General features: G+C 54.0%; 16 protein-coding genes and 1 pseudogene. 14 read left to right on the forward strand and 3 right to left on the reverse strand.

From position 1 onward, the window contains the following. Positions 1–122: 122 nt before the first annotated feature. Complete coding sequence (locus K7R23_RS16690) at positions 123–626, reverse strand: non-heme ferritin-like protein (protein ID WP_012906182.1); 504 nt, start codon at positions 624–626, stop codon at positions 123–125. A 515-nt stretch (positions 627–1,141) separates the two neighbouring features. Here K7R23_RS16690 and K7R23_RS16695 point away from each other — a divergent pair. The 6 genes and pseudogenes from K7R23_RS16695 to otsA all read left to right on the forward strand — a co-directional run bounded on the left by K7R23_RS16695 (position 1,142) and on the right by otsA (position 8,011). Further along, a complete protein-coding gene (locus K7R23_RS16695; RefSeq protein WP_012906181.1) occupies positions 1,142–1,699 on the forward strand; it encodes a DJ-1/PfpI family protein in 558 nt (185 codons plus the stop codon). Positions 1,700–2,016: 317 nt separating this feature from the next. Beyond that, positions 2,017–3,006, forward strand: coding sequence for an arabinose ABC transporter substrate-binding protein AraF (gene araF / locus K7R23_RS16700; protein ID WP_012906180.1), 990 nt, complete (start codon positions 2,017–2,019; stop codon positions 3,004–3,006). A gap of 135 nt (positions 3,007–3,141) precedes the next feature. Continuing rightward, positions 3,142–4,646 (forward strand): annotated as a pseudogene (araG, locus tag K7R23_RS16705) (L-arabinose ABC transporter ATP-binding protein AraG). 14 nt (positions 4,647–4,660) lie between these two features. Next, positions 4,661–5,647, forward strand: a complete 987-nt coding sequence (araH, locus tag K7R23_RS16710) for an arabinose ABC transporter permease AraH (protein WP_012906179.1) — start codon at positions 4,661–4,663, stop codon at positions 5,645–5,647. 167 nt (positions 5,648–5,814) lie between these two features. Beyond that, positions 5,815–6,615, forward strand: coding sequence for a trehalose-phosphatase (gene otsB, locus K7R23_RS16715; RefSeq protein ID WP_012906178.1), 801 nt, complete (start codon positions 5,815–5,817; stop codon positions 6,613–6,615). Then, positions 6,590–8,011: an alpha,alpha-trehalose-phosphate synthase gene (gene otsA / locus K7R23_RS16720; RefSeq protein ID WP_012906177.1), complete on the forward strand. Its 1,422-nt coding sequence runs from the start codon at positions 6,590–6,592 to the stop codon at positions 8,009–8,011. Before otsB ends, otsA begins: the two co-directional genes overlap by 26 nt. Positions 8,012–8,028: 17 nt before the next feature. Here otsA and uspC read toward each other — a convergent pair whose 3' ends face one another. Continuing rightward, positions 8,029–8,457 (reverse strand): universal stress protein UspC, encoded by a 429-nt coding sequence (uspC, locus tag K7R23_RS16725; RefSeq protein WP_012906176.1) that lies wholly within the window; start codon positions 8,455–8,457, stop codon positions 8,029–8,031. A 789-nt stretch (positions 8,458–9,246) separates the two neighbouring features. On the opposite strand from uspC, the gene flhD reads away from it, so the two are divergent. The 6 genes from flhD to cheW all read left to right on the forward strand — a co-directional run bounded on the left by flhD (position 9,247) and on the right by cheW (position 14,663). After that, positions 9,247–9,597 (forward strand): flagellar transcriptional regulator FlhD, encoded by a 351-nt coding sequence (flhD, locus tag K7R23_RS16730; protein ID WP_024132713.1) that lies wholly within the window; start codon positions 9,247–9,249, stop codon positions 9,595–9,597. After that, positions 9,594–10,178, forward strand: a complete 585-nt coding sequence (gene flhC / locus K7R23_RS16735) for a flagellar transcriptional regulator FlhC (RefSeq protein ID WP_081442307.1) — start codon at positions 9,594–9,596, stop codon at positions 10,176–10,178. The genes flhD and flhC overlap by 4 nt, the downstream gene beginning before the upstream one ends. A gap of 125 nt (positions 10,179–10,303) precedes the next feature. Then, positions 10,304–11,188, forward strand: a complete 885-nt coding sequence (gene motA / locus K7R23_RS16740; protein WP_012906172.1) for a flagellar motor stator protein MotA — start codon at positions 10,304–10,306, stop codon at positions 11,186–11,188. Continuing rightward, on the forward strand, positions 11,185–12,114 hold the full coding sequence (motB, locus tag K7R23_RS16745) for a flagellar motor protein MotB (protein ID WP_012906171.1): 930 nt from the start codon (positions 11,185–11,187) through the stop codon (positions 12,112–12,114). Before motA ends, motB begins: the two co-directional genes overlap by 4 nt. Positions 12,115–12,118: 4 nt before the next feature. Then, entirely contained in the window at positions 12,119–14,140 is a 2,022-nt protein-coding gene (gene cheA / locus K7R23_RS16750) for a chemotaxis protein CheA (RefSeq protein ID WP_012906170.1), read from the forward strand. Between the two features lie 19 nt (positions 14,141–14,159). Beyond that, positions 14,160–14,663 carry a chemotaxis protein CheW gene (cheW, locus tag K7R23_RS16755; protein WP_012906169.1) on the forward strand — a complete coding sequence of 168 codons (504 nt, stop codon included), beginning with the start codon at positions 14,160–14,162 and terminating at the stop codon, positions 14,661–14,663. A 70-nt stretch (positions 14,664–14,733) separates the two neighbouring features. Here cheW and K7R23_RS16760 read toward each other — a convergent pair whose 3' ends face one another. Then, entirely contained in the window at positions 14,734–16,002 is a 1,269-nt protein-coding gene (locus tag K7R23_RS16760) for a dicarboxylate/amino acid:cation symporter (RefSeq protein WP_012906168.1), read from the reverse strand. A 424-nt stretch (positions 16,003–16,426) separates the two neighbouring features. Here K7R23_RS16760 and K7R23_RS16765 point away from each other — a divergent pair, with 424 nt between their 5' ends. Together K7R23_RS16765 and K7R23_RS16770 are read left to right on the forward strand one after the other, a co-directional pair. After that, a complete protein-coding gene (locus tag K7R23_RS16765; RefSeq protein ID WP_012906167.1) occupies positions 16,427–16,996 on the forward strand; it encodes a Csu type fimbrial protein in 570 nt (189 codons plus the stop codon). Between the two features lie 25 nt (positions 16,997–17,021). Continuing rightward, positions 17,022–17,552 carry a Csu type fimbrial protein gene (locus K7R23_RS16770; protein ID WP_012906166.1) on the forward strand — a complete coding sequence of 177 codons (531 nt, stop codon included), beginning with the start codon at positions 17,022–17,024 and terminating at the stop codon, positions 17,550–17,552. Positions 17,553–17,557 lie beyond the last annotated feature (5 nt).

Consider the following 17,557-nt stretch of genomic DNA (forward strand, 5'->3'; position numbering starts at 1 on the left):
CCGATGTTTTAAATTTTGAAATGCTTTTTTGCGATCCGCCAGAAATGGGGCGGCAGGCAGGAAGGTAGTTCGCCACTGGCCTGCCGGAAAGCGAAATGCAGGCCAGTGACAGGGGGAAGGGATTAGTGCTGCTGATAATTGACGACGTTAAGCAGATGCTGAGCGGTTTGCGCCGCGCACAGCCCCGCGCGTTTAGCGCTACGCACCTCATCCAGGATGGTTTGCAGTAACAGCCCGTCCTGCTGCTGCTCTTTTTCCAGATCGTGGAGGAAAGTCAGCGTCGAAGCATCATTCAGCGCCTGCGCTTCTTCGGCCAGTCGTGAAAGCGTGCTGGCGCGCTGCTGGTACTCATCCAGCGTTCTCTGAAACAGTTCTTCCAGCGAATGCAAATCATCTCCCGGCACGTCGATAGCTTTCACCACGGGATTGGCCCCGGCGTTCTTCATGTAATTGAACATGCGCATCATATGCGTGACGTTACTCTGAGCCTGCGCGCGAAGAAAAGTCGCGGTGCCCGTCAGACTATGCTCTGAGCACCATTCGCTCAGATGGAGATAGAGATTGGAGGCGTAAAACTCAAGATTCATCTGAGTATTGAGTTTGTGAACGATTCCAACAACAGCCATATCAATATCCTTATTACTTACCTGAATGAGGGAATGTGCAAAGTGAATCTGCACATGTTACTGGCGACAGAATAAAGTGATTCTGCCGCGTCGGTGTGTTCCTGAAGCTGGCTTAAGCGCCACATAAAATAAGCATAGCCAGGAAATTTAAATAAGAAAATCCTTAGCTAAAAAAGTTTATGAACATTTACACATTAGTCTGAAATATATTCTTCAGGCGAAAAAAATAATCATTAGCATTGATTTTCTATCATTATGTTTTTTAATGTTTTTAAATGACTTTTTGTTTTTGAAATAGTGTTTCAGATCACAAAATGACGCTGGGCTGACGTGTTAGGATCGGATTATTGATAATTATTTTTTCAATCACGTAATTATCAGCAGGGGTTGTTCAGGCAGAAATTAGCGGTTGTTGATTTTTGCGCCAGATCATTTTCGCCAGTTCTCATTTAATTTAACCGAGTGATCACTTCGTCATTTCGGTCCGGCTGGCATTGTTGAACGAGGTAACAGGAATGAAAAAGGTTGCTGTCTTACTGGCACCCGGTTTTGAAGAAGCGGAAGCGATTGTCACTATTGATATTTTACGCCGTTTGCATATCGGCGTCGAAACGCTGGCCTGCGCCGAGTCCCGTGCGGTCGTGAGCTACCACGACATCCCGATGGTCGCCGATCAGACCCTGGCTGGACGTCTCGATACCCTGTATGACGCGATCGTGCTGCCGGGCGGTCCCCAGGGGAGCGTCAAACTGGCGGCGAATCCGCAGGTGATTGATTTTATCTCCCGCCATGACGCCGCGGGAAAATGGATCTGCCCCGTGTGCTCCGCGGCGGCGCGCGTGCTGGGAGGTAACGGGTTATTAAAAGGCCGTCGCTATGTCTGTTCGGGCGAGCTCTATGAAACGGTGACCGATGGCGTGTATGTCGACGCGCCGGTCGTTGAGGATGCAAATCTGCTCAGTGGAAAAGGACTTGGGCATATTTTTGATTTTGCCCTGACGCTGTCGGCCCGTTTGCTCGGCGATAGCGCGCCCGTGCGCGATCACGCCGAACATATTTATTATTCATGGTAATGCGCTTGTCCCCGGTTAATGAGCGTCCGGGGACAAGGATTCGTTGGCTGATCTTATGGATTAATGTGCTACAGCGCGTTTAATTTGTCTGACAATACCTGCCTTTCTTATGTCAATTTCCGCTGAATTTATGTACGCAATTACTGTAATTCTGCGGTGTGATGCCGCTCTCCTATGGAGAATCATTTTCCCGCTACAACTATTCCAGAACTGGCATTGACCGAATAAATAACGGGTAATGCCTTGTTTTACGTCTGAATTACAAAGAATCATTTGATTTTACCCTACATAAAATGACGCTAAAGCTGGAGTTAACCATGCACAAATTCACTAAAGCGCTGGCGGCCATTGGTCTGGCTGCCGTTATGTCACAATCCGCTATTGCAGAAACCATGAAGCTGGGATTCCTCGTCAAACAGCCGGAGGAGCCGTGGTTCCAGACAGAATGGAAATTTGCCGATAAGGCCGGGAAAGATCTGGGCTTTGAGGTGATTAAAATTGCCGTGCCGGACGGTGAGAAAACGCTTAATGCCATCGACAGCCTGGCGGCCAGCGGCGCAAAAGGCTTCGTTATCTGTACGCCGGATCCCAAACTCGGCTCAGCGATTGTCGCGAAAGCGCGCGGTTATGACATGAAGGTTATTGCTGTGGATGACCAGTTTGTTAACGCCAAAGGCAAGCCGATGGACAGCGTTCCGCTGGTGATGATGGCGGCGACCAAAATTGGCGAGCGTCAGGGGCAGGAGCTGTACAAAGAGATGCAAAAACGAGGCTGGGATATCAAAGAGAGCGCGGTGATGGCGATTACCGCCAATGAACTGGATACAGCCCGCCGCCGCACCAGCGGTTCGATGGACGCCCTGAAAGCCGCTGGCTTCCCGGAGAAACAGATTTATCAGGTGCCGACCAAATCCAACGATATCCCCGGCGCATTTGACGCCGCCAACTCGATGCTGGTTCAGCACCCGGAAGTGAAACATTGGCTGATCGTCGGCATGAACGATAACACCGTGCTCGGCGGCGTGCGCGCGACCGAAGGGCAGGGTTTTAAAGCCCCGGACGTTATCGGTATCGGCATTAACGGCGTTGATGCGGTGAGCGAACTGTCGAAAGCGCAGGCCACTGGTTTCTATGGCTCCCTGCTGCCGAGCCCGGACGTACACGGCTACAAGTCCAGCGAAATGCTCTACAACTGGGTGACGAAAGACATCGAGCCGCCGAAATTCACCGAAGTGACCGACGTGGTGCTGATTACCCGCGACAACTTTAAAGAAGAACTGGCGAAAAAAGGGTTAGGCGGTAAGTAACGTCGATTGTCGCAAACTGCCCGGTGGCGCTGACGCTTGCCGGGTCTGGGATCGCCGGCCAGCTTTCCGGCGTGGATCTGCAGGCCGGACAAGGCGCAGCCGCCATCAGGCAAAAGATGTCAACGAGGAGTTGTTATGCAGCACTCTACCCCGTATCTCTCATTTCGCGGCATTGGTAAAACCTTTCCGGGCGTTAAGGCGCTCACCGATATCAGTTTTGACTGCTATGCCGGCCAGGTACATGCGTTGATGGGGGAAAATGGCGCCGGGAAATCCACCCTGTTAAAAATTCTCAGCGGTAACTATGCGCCAACCACGGGCACGCTGGCGATTCGCGGTCAGGAGGTCGCCTTTGCTGACGCCACTGCCGCATTAAACGCCGGCGTGGCGATAATTTACCAGGAACTGCATCTGGTCCCGGAAATGACCGTGGCGGAGAATATCTACCTCGGCCAGCTTCCGCACAAAGGCGGCATAGTTAATCGCACGCTGCTCAATTACGAGGCGGGATTACAGCTTAAACATCTGGGGATGGATATCGATCCGGACACCCCGCTGAAGTATCTCTCCATTGGCCAATGGCAAATGGTGGAAATCGCCAAGGCATTGGCGCGGAACGCCAAAATTATCGCTTTTGATGAGCCGACCAGTTCGCTTTCGGCCAGAGAGATTGACAATCTGTTTCGCGTGATCCGCGAACTGCGCAAAGAGGGGCGCGTGATCCTCTACGTTTCCCACCGTATGGAGGAGATTTTCGCCCTCAGCGACGCGATCACCGTCTTTAAAGATGGCCGCTATGTCAAAACCTTCACCGATATGCAGCAGGTTAACCACGATCTGCTGGTGCAGGCGATGGTCGGCCGCGACCTGGGCGATATTTATGGCTGGCAGCCGCGGCAGTACGGCGCCGAGCGGTTGCGCCTGCACGGCGTTAAAGCACATGGCGTTCGCATGCCGGTTAGCCTGACGGTGCGCAGCGGCGAAATCGTCGGCCTGTTCGGCCTGGTGGGCGCCGGGCGCAGCGAACTGATGAAAGGGCTGTTTGGCGGGAAGAAGGGCAGGTTTACATCGATGGCAAAGCGATTGATATCCGCAAGCCTGCAAACGCTATCGCCGCCGGGATGATGCTCTGTCCGGAAGATCGCAAAGCTGAAGGGATCATTCCGGTACATTCTGTGCGTGACAACATCAATATCAGCGCGCGGCGCAGGCACGTGCTCGGCGGCTGCCTGATCAATAACGGCTGGGAAGAGAGCAATGCCGATCATCATATTCGCTCTCTGAACATCAAAACGCCTGGCGCCGATCAGCTGATCATGAACCTTTCCGGCGGTAATCAGCAAAAGGCGATTCTTGGTCGCTGGCTGTCGGAAGAGATGAAGGTGATTTTACTCGACGAACCGACGCGCGGTATTGACGTCGGCGCGAAGCACGAAATTTATAACGTTATTTACGCCCTGGCCGCGCGCGGCGTCGCCGTGCTGTTTGCCTCCAGCGATCTGCCGGAAGTCCTCGGCGTCGCCGACCGCATCGTCGTCATGCGGGAAGGAGAAATCGCCGGGGAACTACTTCACGAACAGGCGGATGAGCGGCAGGCGCTGAGCCTCGCAATGCCTAAAGTCAGCCAGGCTGTCGCCTGAGAAAGGAGAGAAAGATGTCTTCCGTAACTACTTCCGGATCGGGCGCGCCAAAGTCGCCGTTTAACCCCGGGCGTATCTGGGATCAGTATGGCATGCTGGTGGTGTTTGCCGTCCTGTTCCTCGCCTGCGCCCTGTTTGTGCCGAACTTCGCCACCTTCATCAATATGAAGGGGCTGGGACTGGCGATCTCCATGTCGGGTATGGTGGCCTGCGGGATGCTGTTCTGCCTGGCGTCAGGGGATTTTGACCTCTCCGTCGCCTCGGTGATTGCCTGCGCCGGGGTCACCACGGCGGTGGCGATCAACATGAGCGAAAGCCTGTGGATTGGCGTCGGCGCGGGGCTGCTGCTTGGCGTCCTGTGCGGGCTGGTCAACGGCTTCGTGATTGCGCGCCTGAAGATTAACGCCCTGATTACCACTCTCGCCACCATGCAGATCGTTCGCGGTCTGGCCTATATCATCTCCGATGGTAAAGCGGTAGGGATTGAAGATGAGCGCTTTTTTGCCCTCGGCTACGCTAACTGGTTTGGCTTACCGGCGCCCATCTGGCTTACGGTGGCCTGCCTTATCATCTTTGGTTTACTGCTCAATAAAACCACTTTCGGGCGTAACACGCTGGCGATTGGCGGCAATGAAGAGGCGGCGCGGCTGGCAGGGGTGCCGGTGGTGCGCACCAAAATCATTATCTTTGTGCTCTCCGGTCTGGTTTCGGCGGCGGCGGGGATTATTCTTGCATCGCGTATGACCAGCGGTCAGCCAATGACCTCCATCGGCTATGAGCTGATCGTCATCTCAGCCTGCGTTTTGGGCGGCGTTTCCCTGAAAGGCGGCATCGGAAAAATCTCATATGTGGTGGCCGGGGTGCTGATTTTAGGCACCGTGGAGAACGCCATGAACCTGCTCAATATTTCGCCTTTCGCTCAGTACGTGGTGCGCGGCTTAATCCTGCTGGCAGCAGTGATCTTCGACCGTTACAAGCAAAAAGCGAAACGCAGCGTTTGATGAAATAACCGGCAATTTTTTCCTCTCACTTCCCCCTGTTGCCAGCCGTCAACCCAGCTGGCAACAGCCCTGACAAATAGCGAGCAGCGTCACACTGTCTATACTTATCCTTGCTTATGCCGCGCGATCCGCGCGCAGCAGCAACGATTGGAAAGGAGGAGAACCGGGTGGCAGAACCGTTAACCGTAATACCAGAATTAACCGCGCGCTATGCTTACTTTTTTGATCTCGATGGGACGCTTGCGGAGATAAAACCGCATCCCGACCAGGTTGTGGTACCCGCCAATATCCTTCAGATACTTCATCGTCTCGCCGAGTGTAACAACGGAGCGCTGGCATTGATTTCAGGGCGCTCGATGGTTGAACTTGACGCGCTGGCGAAGCCGTTTCGCTTTCCGCTGGCCGGGGTTCATGGAGCTGAGCGCCGTGATATCAATGGTCAACTACATATTGTGCATCTTCCACAGGCCATTGAGCGTGAAATCAGCGTACAGTTGCATAACGCGCTGGCGGCGCTTCCGGGGACGGAGCTTGAAACCAAAGGCATGGCTTTTGCGCTGCACTACCGGCAGGCGCCTGAGTATGAAACCGTGCTACAGACGCTTGCCCTGCGCATCACGCAAACCTGGCCGCAGCTTTCCCTCCAGCAGGGTAAATGCGTGGTCGAAATAAAACCTAAGGGAACCAATAAAGGCGAAGCGATAACCGCGTTTATGCAGGAAGCGCCGTTTGCCGGACGAACGCCCATTTTTGTGGGCGACGATCTGACCGATGAGGCAGGTTTCATGGCGGTGAACAAAGCGGGCGGGATCTCAGTGAAAGTCGGCGAAGGCGAAACGCAGGCAAAATGGCGGCTGGCCGGGGTACAGGAGGTCTGGCGCAGGCTGGAATCTATTCACACACAACTACAAGAAAAAACCACGAATGACAGGAGAAATGGCTATGAGTCGTTTAGTCGTAGTATCTAATCGAATTGCTCCCCCGGATAACAAGACCAGCGCAGGTGGACTGGCTGTTGGGGTACTCGGCGCGCTTAAGGCGGCAGGGGGCTTATGGTTCGGTTGGAGTGGCGAGCTGGGTAACGAGGATCAGCCGTTAAAAAAGGTCACTCGCGGCAATATTACCTGGGCGTCGTTTAACCTGAACGAGCAGGATCACGAAGAATATTACAATCAGTTTTCCAACGCCGTGTTATGGCCCGCGTTCCATTATCGTCTGGATCTGGTGAATTTCCAGCGTTCGGCCTGGGAAGGCTATCAGCGGGTGAATGCGCTGCTGGCGGATAAATTACTGCCGCTGCTGAAAGATGATGACATTATCTGGATCCATGATTATCACCTGCTGCCTTTCGCCAGCGAATTGCGCAAGCGCGGCGTCAACAACCGTATTGGCTTCTTCCTGCATATTCCTTTCCCGACGCCGGAAATTTTCAACGCGTTGCCGTGCTCAGAGGAACTGCTGGAACAGCTGTGCGATTACGATCTGCTGGGCTTTCAGACCGAAAACGATCGGCTGGCCTTCCTCGACAGCCTCTCCAGCCTGACGCGAATCCAGACCAGGGAGCGCTTCAGCCATAGCGCATGGGGAAAAAATTTCCATACCCAGGTTTATCCCATCGGGATTGAACCGGATGAAATCGCCCAGCAGGCCGCAGGACCGCTGCCGCCGAAGCTGGCTCAGCTCAAAGCTGAACTGAAGAATCTGAAGAATATCTTTTCCGTGGAGCGTCTGGACTACTCGAAAGGGCTGCCGGAGCGTTTTCAGGCGTATGAAGCGCTGCTGGAGAAATATCCGCAGCATCATGGCAAAATTCGCTATACCCAGATTGCCCCGACGTCGCGCGGCGACGTGCAGGCCTATCAGGATATCCGCCATCAGCTTGAAACCGAGGCGGGGCGCATCAACGGCAAGTACGGCCAGCTGGGCTGGACGCCGCTGTTCTACCTCAATCAGCACTTTGACCGCAAGCTGCTGATGAAGGTGTTCCGCTATTCGGACGTGGGGCTGGTGACACCCCTACGTGACGGGATGAACTTGGTGGCGAAGGAGTTTGTGGCGGCGCAGGATCCGGCTAATCCCGGCGTGCTGGTGCTGTCGCAGTTTGCCGGCGCGGCGAATGAGCTGACCTCGGCGCTGATTGTCAACCCGTATGACCGTGATGAAGTGGCGGCGGCGCTGGATCGCGCGCTCACTATGCCACTGGCTGAGCGTATTTCCCGGCATGCCGAAATGCTGGAGGTGATTGTCAAAAATGACATTAACCACTGGCAGGAGCGCTTCATCGCCGATCTAAAGCAGATAGCGCCGCGCAGCGCAGAAAGCCTGCAGCAGAGTAAAGTGGCGACCTTTCCTAAACTGGCCTGATCGGTATCTCCCGGCGATTAATCGCCCTCAAGCGGGACTAACAGGACGTCCACCAGGCTTGACCTGACCACACTTTTCGCCGAGCAGGACGCTCGCGAAAAGAAGCTCTGATTATGATTGCCGCAGACCACCAGATCCACATCGTGTTTGCGGCACACGTCCAGAATATGTTCGCTTAATTCACCGCTGGCGATGAACGTCTGCTCTACCGGATAACCGGCATCATGACACAGCTGGCGCAAAAACTGACGTATTTCCTCATGCATCACCATACGCAGGTCTTCCAGCATCGGCGCGGCGAACTGATTGTACATTTCGGGATCGGCGGCAAGGGTGATCAGGCTGATGCGGGCGTTTAAAGGACGGGCGATGGATACCGCTTTTGCCAGAAGCTGCTGGCTTTCAGGCGTGACCGCAACGGCCACAAGAATATGGTGATAACTCATAACTCGCTCCTTATTGCAAGGATATGAGGGAGTACTTCAGCATTACTCCGATTCTCTTTTCACTGCAATGCTTCAATAAGGCAATTATGTGAAGGCAATCATAATTATTCATTAAATTCCCTTAACAGTATGCAGCAAGATAAACCCAACTGTTTAACGAAAATACACGACTTAAATCAAATTTGTCACTTTGCAATTTTCGCAGTTAAACAATTGGTAAATGATATTAATTTAAATCAAATCATAAGCGATGCGTATCAATAAAAAATCGATTATTATTAACTGGTTGTTTGTAAACAATAAAAAAAATTGGGATTCATTAGGAAAATCAATGTGATTTGATTATTTTCTGTTCGTTATATTACCGACGGTAACGCATCTCTTTGCGCGCCGTTGATAGCTTATTTTTATGACCTCAGAAAGCAAAAGGTGTTTCATTGATTATTTATTCACCAAAATAAAAGCTCAACTGATGGATTAAAGTGAATAAATAAGTTGATTTGTGTGAGTGAGATCACATATTTTTCAACTGCGCAGCGTGGCTTTGTTGTATGTCACTGGAGTGACGAGTACAGTTGCGTCGATTTAGGAAAAATCTTAGGCATTTGTAAGAAAACATGTGAACGTGTAAACGCTGGTCTTAACGACAGGGAGGCGGTCATTCACATGCAGCGCCTGATTTTTCCTAACTAATTGTCCTACTTAAATTTTTTACCGGGAATTCCCGGCGACATCACGGGGTGCGGTTATACCGCATAAAAATAAAGTTGGTTATTCTGGATGGGAATAATGCATACATCCGAGTTGCTGAAACACATTTATGACATCAATTTGTCATATTTACTTCTTGCACAGCGCCTGATCGTTCAGGACAAAGCGTCCGCCATGTTTCGTCTCGGAATCAACGAAGAGATGGCGACCTCGTTGGGTAACCTGACCCTTCCGCAGATGGTTAAACTGGCGGAAACGAACCAGTTAGTGTGTCATTTCCGCTTTGACAGTCACCAGACCATCACCCGATTAACGCAGGATTCGCGGGTGGACGATCTCCAACAAATTCATACCAGTATTATGTTATCCACGCGTCTGTTGAGTGATGTCGATCAGGCAGGTGAAACGACGCGTAAGAAAAGGGCCTGATGATGAGTGAAAAAAGCATTGTTCAGGAAGCTCGCGATATCCAGCTGGCGATGGAATTGATCACCCTGGGCGCCCGTTTGCAAATGCTGGAAAGCGAAACGCAATTAAGTCGTGGTCGCCTCATCAAATTGTATAAAGAACTCCGCGGCAGCCCGCCGCCGAAAGGGATGCTGCCGTTTTCCACGGACTGGTTTATGACCTGGGAGCAAAACATTCATGCCTCCATGTTCTGTAACGCATGGCAGTTTTTGCTCAAAACCGGACTGTGCAGCGGGGTGGACGCGGTCATTAAAGCCTACCGACTGTACCTTGAGCAGTGTCCGCACGGCGAAGATGGACCGCTGCTGGCGTTAACCCGCGCCTGGACGCTGGTTCGTTTCGTTGAGAGTGGTTTGTTACAGCTGTCGGGCTGCAGCTGCTGCGGCGGTAATTTTATTACCCATGCCCATCAACCGGCTGGCAGTTTCGCCTGCAGTTTATGCCAGCCGCCTTCCAGGGCGGTAAAAAGACGTAAACTTTCCCAGGATGCTGCCGATATTATTCCACAACTGCTGGATGAACAGATCGAACAGGCTGTTTAACCGGAACGGTGTGGGCAAAACACTCCAGCAGCGGTAAGCGATTACCGCTGCTTTTTTTTGCCTTGCCGCCGCGTTAACTCTCCGACTGCGCATCCTGTCATAGTCAACAGCGAAAGGATGATGTCGTGCTTATCTTATTAGGTTACCTGGTTGTTATCGGTACAGTTTTCGGCGGTTATATGATGACCGGCGGGCACCTTGGGGCACTCTATCAACCGGCTGAATTTGTGATTATCGGAGGGGCGGGAATAGGGGCGTTTATCGTTGGTAACAACGGTAAGGCTATCAAGGGTACGCTGAAAGCGCTGCCGTTGCTGTTTCGCCGTTCAAAATACACCAAAGCGATGTATATGGATCTGCTGGCGCTGCTCTATCGCCTGATGGCAAAGTCCCGACAGCAGGGCATGTTCTCGCTGGAACGTGATATTGAAAATCCGAAAGAGAGTGAAATTTTCGCGAGCTACCCGCGCATTCTGGCCGACGCGGTGATGCTGGAGTTTATCGTCGACTATTTGCGTCTGATTATCAGCGGCAATATGAACACCTTCGAAATCGAAGCCCTGATGGATGAAGAGATTGAAACCCACGAAAGCGAAGCGGAAGTCCCGGCCAACAGCCTTGCGCTGATGGGCGATTCGCTGCCTGCGTTTGGTATCGTCGCCGCGGTGATGGGGGTGGTGCATGCGCTGGCGTCGGCCGACAGACCGGCGGCCGAGCTGGGGGCGCTTATCGCCCACGCGATGGTGGGCACCTTCCTCGGCATCCTACTGGCATACGGCTTTATCTCGCCGCTTGCCACTGTGTTGCGCCAGAAAAGCGCGGAAACCACCAAGATGATGCAGTGCGTCAAGGTTACGCTGCTCTCCAATCTGAACGGCTATGCGCCGCCGATTGCCGTCGAGTTTGGCCGTAAAACGCTCTATTCCAGCGAACGTCCGTCGTTCATTGAGCTGGAAGAACACGTTCGCGCCGTCAGAAACCCGAACTCGCAGACGACCGAGGAATCATGAAGAACCAGTCCCACCCAATCGTCGTCGTCAAACGGCGCAAAGCGAAAGGTCATGGTGGCGGCGCACATGGCTCATGGAAAATTGCCTACGCCGACTTTATGACCGCCATGATGGCCTTTTTCCTGGTGATGTGGCTGATTTCTATCTCCAGCCCTAAAGAGTTGATCCAGATTGCCGAATATTTCCGTACGCCGCTGGCGACGGCGGTGACGGGCGGCCATCGGTTCTCTGACAGCGAAAGTCCGATCCCCGGCGGCGGCGACGACTTTACCCAGCAGAAAGGGGAGGTCCACAAACAGCCCAACATCGACGAACTGAAAAAGCGGATGGAGCAAAGCCGACTGAGCAAGCTGCGCGGCGATCTCGATCAGCTGATTGAATCCGACCCCAAACTGCGCGCGCTGCGCCCGCATCTGAAGATCGATCTGGTGCAGGAAGGGCTGCGTATCCAGATTATCGACAGCCAGAACCGGCCGATGTTTAAAACCGGCAGCGCCGAGGTCGAACCATACATGCGCGACATTCTGCGGGCGATCGCCCCGGTGCTGAACGGCATTCCAAACCGTATCAGCCTGTCCGGCCATACCGATGATTTCCCTTACGCCTCCGGGGAGAAGGGCTACAGCAACTGGGAGTTATCTGCCGATCGCGCCAACGCCTCGCGTCGCGAACTGGTGCAGGGCGGTCTTGATGACGGCAAGGTATTACGGGTGGTCGGTATGGCCGCCACGATGCGGTTGAGCGATCGGGGGCCCGAGGACGCCGTCAACCGGCGTATCAGCCTGCTGGTGCTGAACAGGCAGGCTGAACAGTCCATTTTGCATGAAAACGCTGAAAGCCAGAACGAGCCGGTAAGTGTATTACAACAGCCTGAGGCCAGTCCGCAGGTAAGCGTTCCCACATCGCCACCAGCCAATCCGAGGTGATAGCGTGAGCATGGATATAAGCGATTTTTATCAGACATTTTTTGATGAAGCTGACGAGCTGTTGGCTGACATGGAGCAACACCTGCTCGATCTGGCGCCCGAAGCGCCGGATGCCGAGCAACTGAACGCCATTTTTCGCGCAGCGCACTCGATCAAAGGCGGTGCCGGAACCTTTGGCTTCACCATCCTGCAGGAAACCACCCACCTGATGGAAAACCTGCTTGATGAGGCGCGTCGCGGTGAGATGCAGCTCAATACCGCCATTATCAACCTGTTTTTGGAAACGAAGGATATCATGCAGGAACAGCTCGATGCCTACAAAAGCTCACAGGAGCCGGATGCCGCCAGCTTCGAATATATCTGCAATGCTTTACGCCAGTTAGCGCTGGAAGCGAAAGGCGAAACGGCGCCAGCGGTGGTGACAAATGCCCGCCTGAGCGTGGTGGATAACGCGCTGCTTGAGGAGGCGATGCCGGCTGCCGGAGAAAAACTGCGCATCGTGCTGTCCCGCCTGAAAGCCAGTGAAGTCGATCTGCTGGAAGAAGAGTTAGGCAACCTTGCCACCTTAACTGAGGTGGTGAAGGGGAGCGACAGCCTGGCCGCGACGCTCGATGGCGACATCGCCGAAGATGACATCATTGCCGTCCTCTGCTTTGTGATTGAAGCAGATCAAATCGCCTTTGAAAAAGTGGCCGCGGCGACGGCGCCTGCGGTACAGGCGCCGCCCGAACAGGCTGTTACCGTTGCACCACCGGCGAAGGCGGTTGCGGCGGTGAAACCCGCCGCCGCTGAAGGCCAGGCGGGACGCGCGGAGCGGGAAAAACCGGCGCGCCCTAGCGAATCGACCAGCATCCGCGTGGCGGTGGAAAAGGTCGATCAGCTGATCAACCTGGTTGGTGAACTGGTGATTACCCAGTCGATGCTGGCGCAGCGTTCTAACGAACTTGACCCGGTAAATCATGGCGAACTCATTACCAGCATGGGGCAGTTACAACGTAACGCCCGCGATCTCCAGGAGTCGGTGATGTCGATTCGTATGATGCCGATGGAGTATGTGTTCAGCCGCTTCCCGCGCCTGGTGCGCGACCTGGCCGGTAAGCTTGGCAAGCAGGTTGAACTGACGCTGGTCGGTAGCTCCACTGAACTCGACAAGAGCCTGATTGAACGCATTATCGACCCGCTAACCCATCTGGTGCGTAACAGCCTCGATCATGGCATTGAACTGCCGGAAAAACGTCTGGAAGCCGGGAAAAATCCGGTGGGCAATCTGATCCTCTCGGCGGAACATCAGGGCGGCAATATCTGTATTGAAGTCACCGACGACGGCGCGGGCCTTAACCGGGAACGCATCCTGGCGAAAGCGGTTGCTCAGGGGATGGCGGTGAATGACAACATGACCGATGACGAAGTCGGGATGCTGATTTTCGCACCGGGCTTCTCTACCGCCGAACAGGTAACCGACGTTTCCGGGCGCGGCGTGGGCATGGACGTGGTGAAAAGAAACATCCAGGAGATGGGCGGCCACGTGGAGATCCAGTCAAAACAGGGTTCCGGCACCACGATCCGTATTCTGCTGCCGCTGACGCTGGCGATCCTCGACGGCATGTCGGTGCGCGTGGCTGATGAGGTCTTTATCCTGCCGCTGAATGCGGTCATGGAATCGCTGCAGCCGCGCGAAGACGATCTGCACCCGCTGGCGGGCGGCGAACGCGTACTGGAGGTGCGCGGCGAATACCTGCCGCTGGTGGAGCTGTGGAAGGTGTTTGACGTTGCAGGGGCGAAAACCGAAGCCACCCAGGGCATCGTGGTGATCCTGCAAAGCGGGGGACGTCGTTACGCGCTGCTGGTGGATCAACTGATCGGCCAGCACCAGGTGGTCGTGAAGAACCTGGAAAGCAACTACCGTAAAGTGCCGGGTATCTCCGCGGCGACGATTCTGGGCGATGGCAGCGTCGCGCTGATTGTGGATGTCTCCGCCCTGCAAAGTTTAAATCGCGAACAACGTATGGCGATCACCGCCGCCTGATTGAGTGAGAAGGAAAAATATGACCGGTATGACTAATGTAACCAAACTGGCCGGCGAGCCGTCAGGCCAGGAGTTCCTGGTGTTTACGCTGGGAGATGAAGAGTACGGTATCGATATCCTGAAAGTGCAGGAGATTCGCGGCTACGATCAGGTGACGCGCATTGCCAATACGCCCGCGTTTATCAAAGGGGTGACGAACCTGCGCGGCGTGATTGTACCGATCGTCGATCTGCGCGTGAAGTTTTGCGAGGGCGACGTAGAGTATAACGATAACACGGTGGTGATCGTACTGAATCTTGGACAGCGGGTCGTGGGGATTGTCGTTGACGGCGTCTCCGATGTGCTGTCGCTGACCGCTGAACAGATCCGTCCGGCGCCGGAATTTGCCGTGACGCTGTCAACCGAATACCTGACGGGGCTGGGCGCGCTGGGCGAACGTATGCTGATCCTGGTGAACATCGAAAAGCTGCTGAACAGCGACGAAATGGCGCTGCTGGATATGGCGGCGGCGCATATGGCGTAACCGTCATGCCGGATGGCGCGGCCTGCGATTCATATTGCTTCGTAGGCGCGCCATCCGGCACAATAATGCGTTACGCTTGTACTTCCTGCATTCTCTCTTCTTTATCGCTTTCCGCCAGCAATCCCTCATCCTGTGCCAGCATCGCGGTGGCAATGCCGTTCCCTAACACATTAATCGCGGAACGCCCCATATCAAGGAAATGGTCGATGCCCATCAGCAGCAGGATCCCCGCAACCGGAATATGGAAACTCGGGATGGTGGCCGCCAGCACTACCAGCGCCGAACGCGGAACCCCGGCGATGCCTTTCGATGCCAGCATCAGCGTGAGCATCAGTACGGTTATTTCGGTGAACGACAGATGAATGTTATACGCCTGGGCGATGAACATTGAGGCAAAAGAGCAGTACACCATCGAACCGACCAGATTAAAGGAATAACCAATCGGCAGGACGAAAGAGACAATGTTGCGCGAGCAGCCAAATCTGGTCAGTAGCTCCAGCGTTTTCGGATAAGCGGCCTCGGAACTGCTGGTGGTGAAAGCGACCAGTACCGGATCTTTCAGCATACTGACCAGGCGAAAGACCTCTTTTTTCAGCACCAGATAGCCCGCCGTCAGTAACAGCAGGCAGGTCAACAGAATCGCGACGTAATAGCCGCCGATAAACGAGGCGTAGTTCAGCAAAATGCCCAGCCCTTCTGTGGCGATCACTGAAGAAATAGCGGCGAAAATCGCCAGCGGCGCGACGTACATCACGTAACCGGTCACTTTCAGCATAATGTGCGAAACCACGTCCAGCGCGGCGACCAGCGGAGCGTTGAACTTCTCGCCCAGCGACGCGCCGCCGATGCCAAAGAACAGTGAAAACACCACGATCTGCAAAATTTCGTTATTCGCCATCGCACCGGCGATGCTGGTGGGAATGGTATGCGACAGGAATCCCTTCAGGCTCATCCCGCCTACGGCAAGGCCGGTATCCACCGCCTCTTGCGGAATCGCCAGATTCAGACCGCTGCCGGGCTGTTCAAGGGTGACGATCAGCAGGCCCACGAGGATCGACAGCACGGAGGAGCTGACAAACCAGATCATCGCTTTGCCGCCGACCCGTCCGATAGTGCTGGTTTCGCCCAGACGCATAATCCCGACGGTTAAGGTACTGAACACTAACGGCGCGATGACCATTTTTATCAGGCGCAGGAAAATATCGGTAAGGAGGGTGATGTTCTCCGCCCAGGCGCTGATAACGCCAGCAGACGTGTAAGAATGAATAACGGCGCCTGACACAATGCCAGCCAGCATGAAAATCACGATAAGTATCGTGAGCTTATTTGCGTTTGCCACAGAATATTCCTCGGACTGAAATTAATAATTTGTTATCAGTTAAACAATTCACCGTGTGAATAATTTTTACTGATTCATTTACTACCTAACCTGGAGTATTCCGCTGTGGGTTACAACTATTTTTTATTCTTTATGCATTTTGTTGTGCTTTGAGTGAGGGAATTTTGTGAACTGGATCGCATAAGAATGAATATATCCTCAGAAATGGATATGAAAACCAAATGTTATCAATATTAATAAATTGATAAATATGATGTTTTTATGTCAATCACCCATCTGTATCAACAAACGTAGCGCCAGTGGTTGTTTTCACCGCCGTAAGCTAAATTTCTGATTATCATTTCGTTTTCTGAGCGTGCGCGAACTTTCTCGCCATGCCGGAACTGGCTTTCGTCAAAGGTGACGATGATTCGGAGATGGGGTAATGAAAACAATTTCTCGGTTCCTGGGTATGGCTGGCATTTTTCTGCTTCCGCTGCCTTCGGCTCTGGCGGTGACCAGTAGCGGAACGGTCGGCGTCACGCTGACGTTAACCAATGGTTGCCTGATCAATGGTTCACCCAGTCAGAGCGGCATCAACTTCGGTACGCTGAATTTTGGTACCCATCCGGCCACCTTTTCCGAACTGACGACTCAACTGACCGGCGCCGCAGGGGGCAACAGCTTCGGCATCCAGTGCACCACTGCGGACTACACCGTCCAGGTTACCGGCAATACCAATTCATCAGCGCCAGGCTCGGTGGTCGGTACGCCCGGCACGCCGGCCCGTTACCTGGTGAATGCGGCGAATACCACCCAGGGCGTGGCGTACAGCCTTTACAGCGACAGCGGTTTCAGTAACGTGATCGCCAACAATACGCCTCTCCCGAAAGCCTCCACCACCGCTGGCGTCGATAACTATACGTTATACGGTCGGATTCAGGGCGGCGGCAACAGCGTCACCGTGGTGCCAGGAACCTACACCGATACCGTCAACGTCAGCGTTATTTACTGATACGCCTTTTTAAATGAGTCGTTGGATGACGCGCTTCCTGCGAGGAAGCGGGGGATGGCTGCGCCTTTTTCCGGCGGCGCTGGCTGCGGTTGTATCGCCAGTTTCCGCCGTTACCACGCAATCTTTTCAACTCAGCGCCACGATAACGCCCGGCTGCTCGGTGACAACCGGCAGCGGCGCTGCGCTGGGTAGCCTGAACTTCGGTAGCTACAGCGGCGTGGAAAACCGACAGGTCAGCAGTCAGTTTGTGCCCAATGCCGCCCTGACGCTGGCCTGTACGCCGGGGGTGGCGCTGAGCATGACGGTGGACGGCGGACGATACTACGGTTCGGTGCGCAATATGCAGCGCGATGGCGGCACGCAACGGGTCGGCTATCGACTTTACAGCACCTCATCGCTGACGGCAAACAGCGAGATTGGCGTTAATCAGCCGGTTTCAGTGACCTACACCAACAGTAATAACATTGCGCTACCGCTTTTCGGCGTCGCATTTTTAACCGGTTTCAGCCCGGCGGGCAATTATTCAGATCTGCTTACCGTGACCTTGTCATGGTAGCGAAG

It is taken from the genome of Citrobacter rodentium NBRC 105723 = DSM 16636, from assembly GCF_021278985.1.
GTDB lineage: Bacteria > Pseudomonadota > Gammaproteobacteria > Enterobacterales > Enterobacteriaceae > Citrobacter_A > Citrobacter_A rodentium.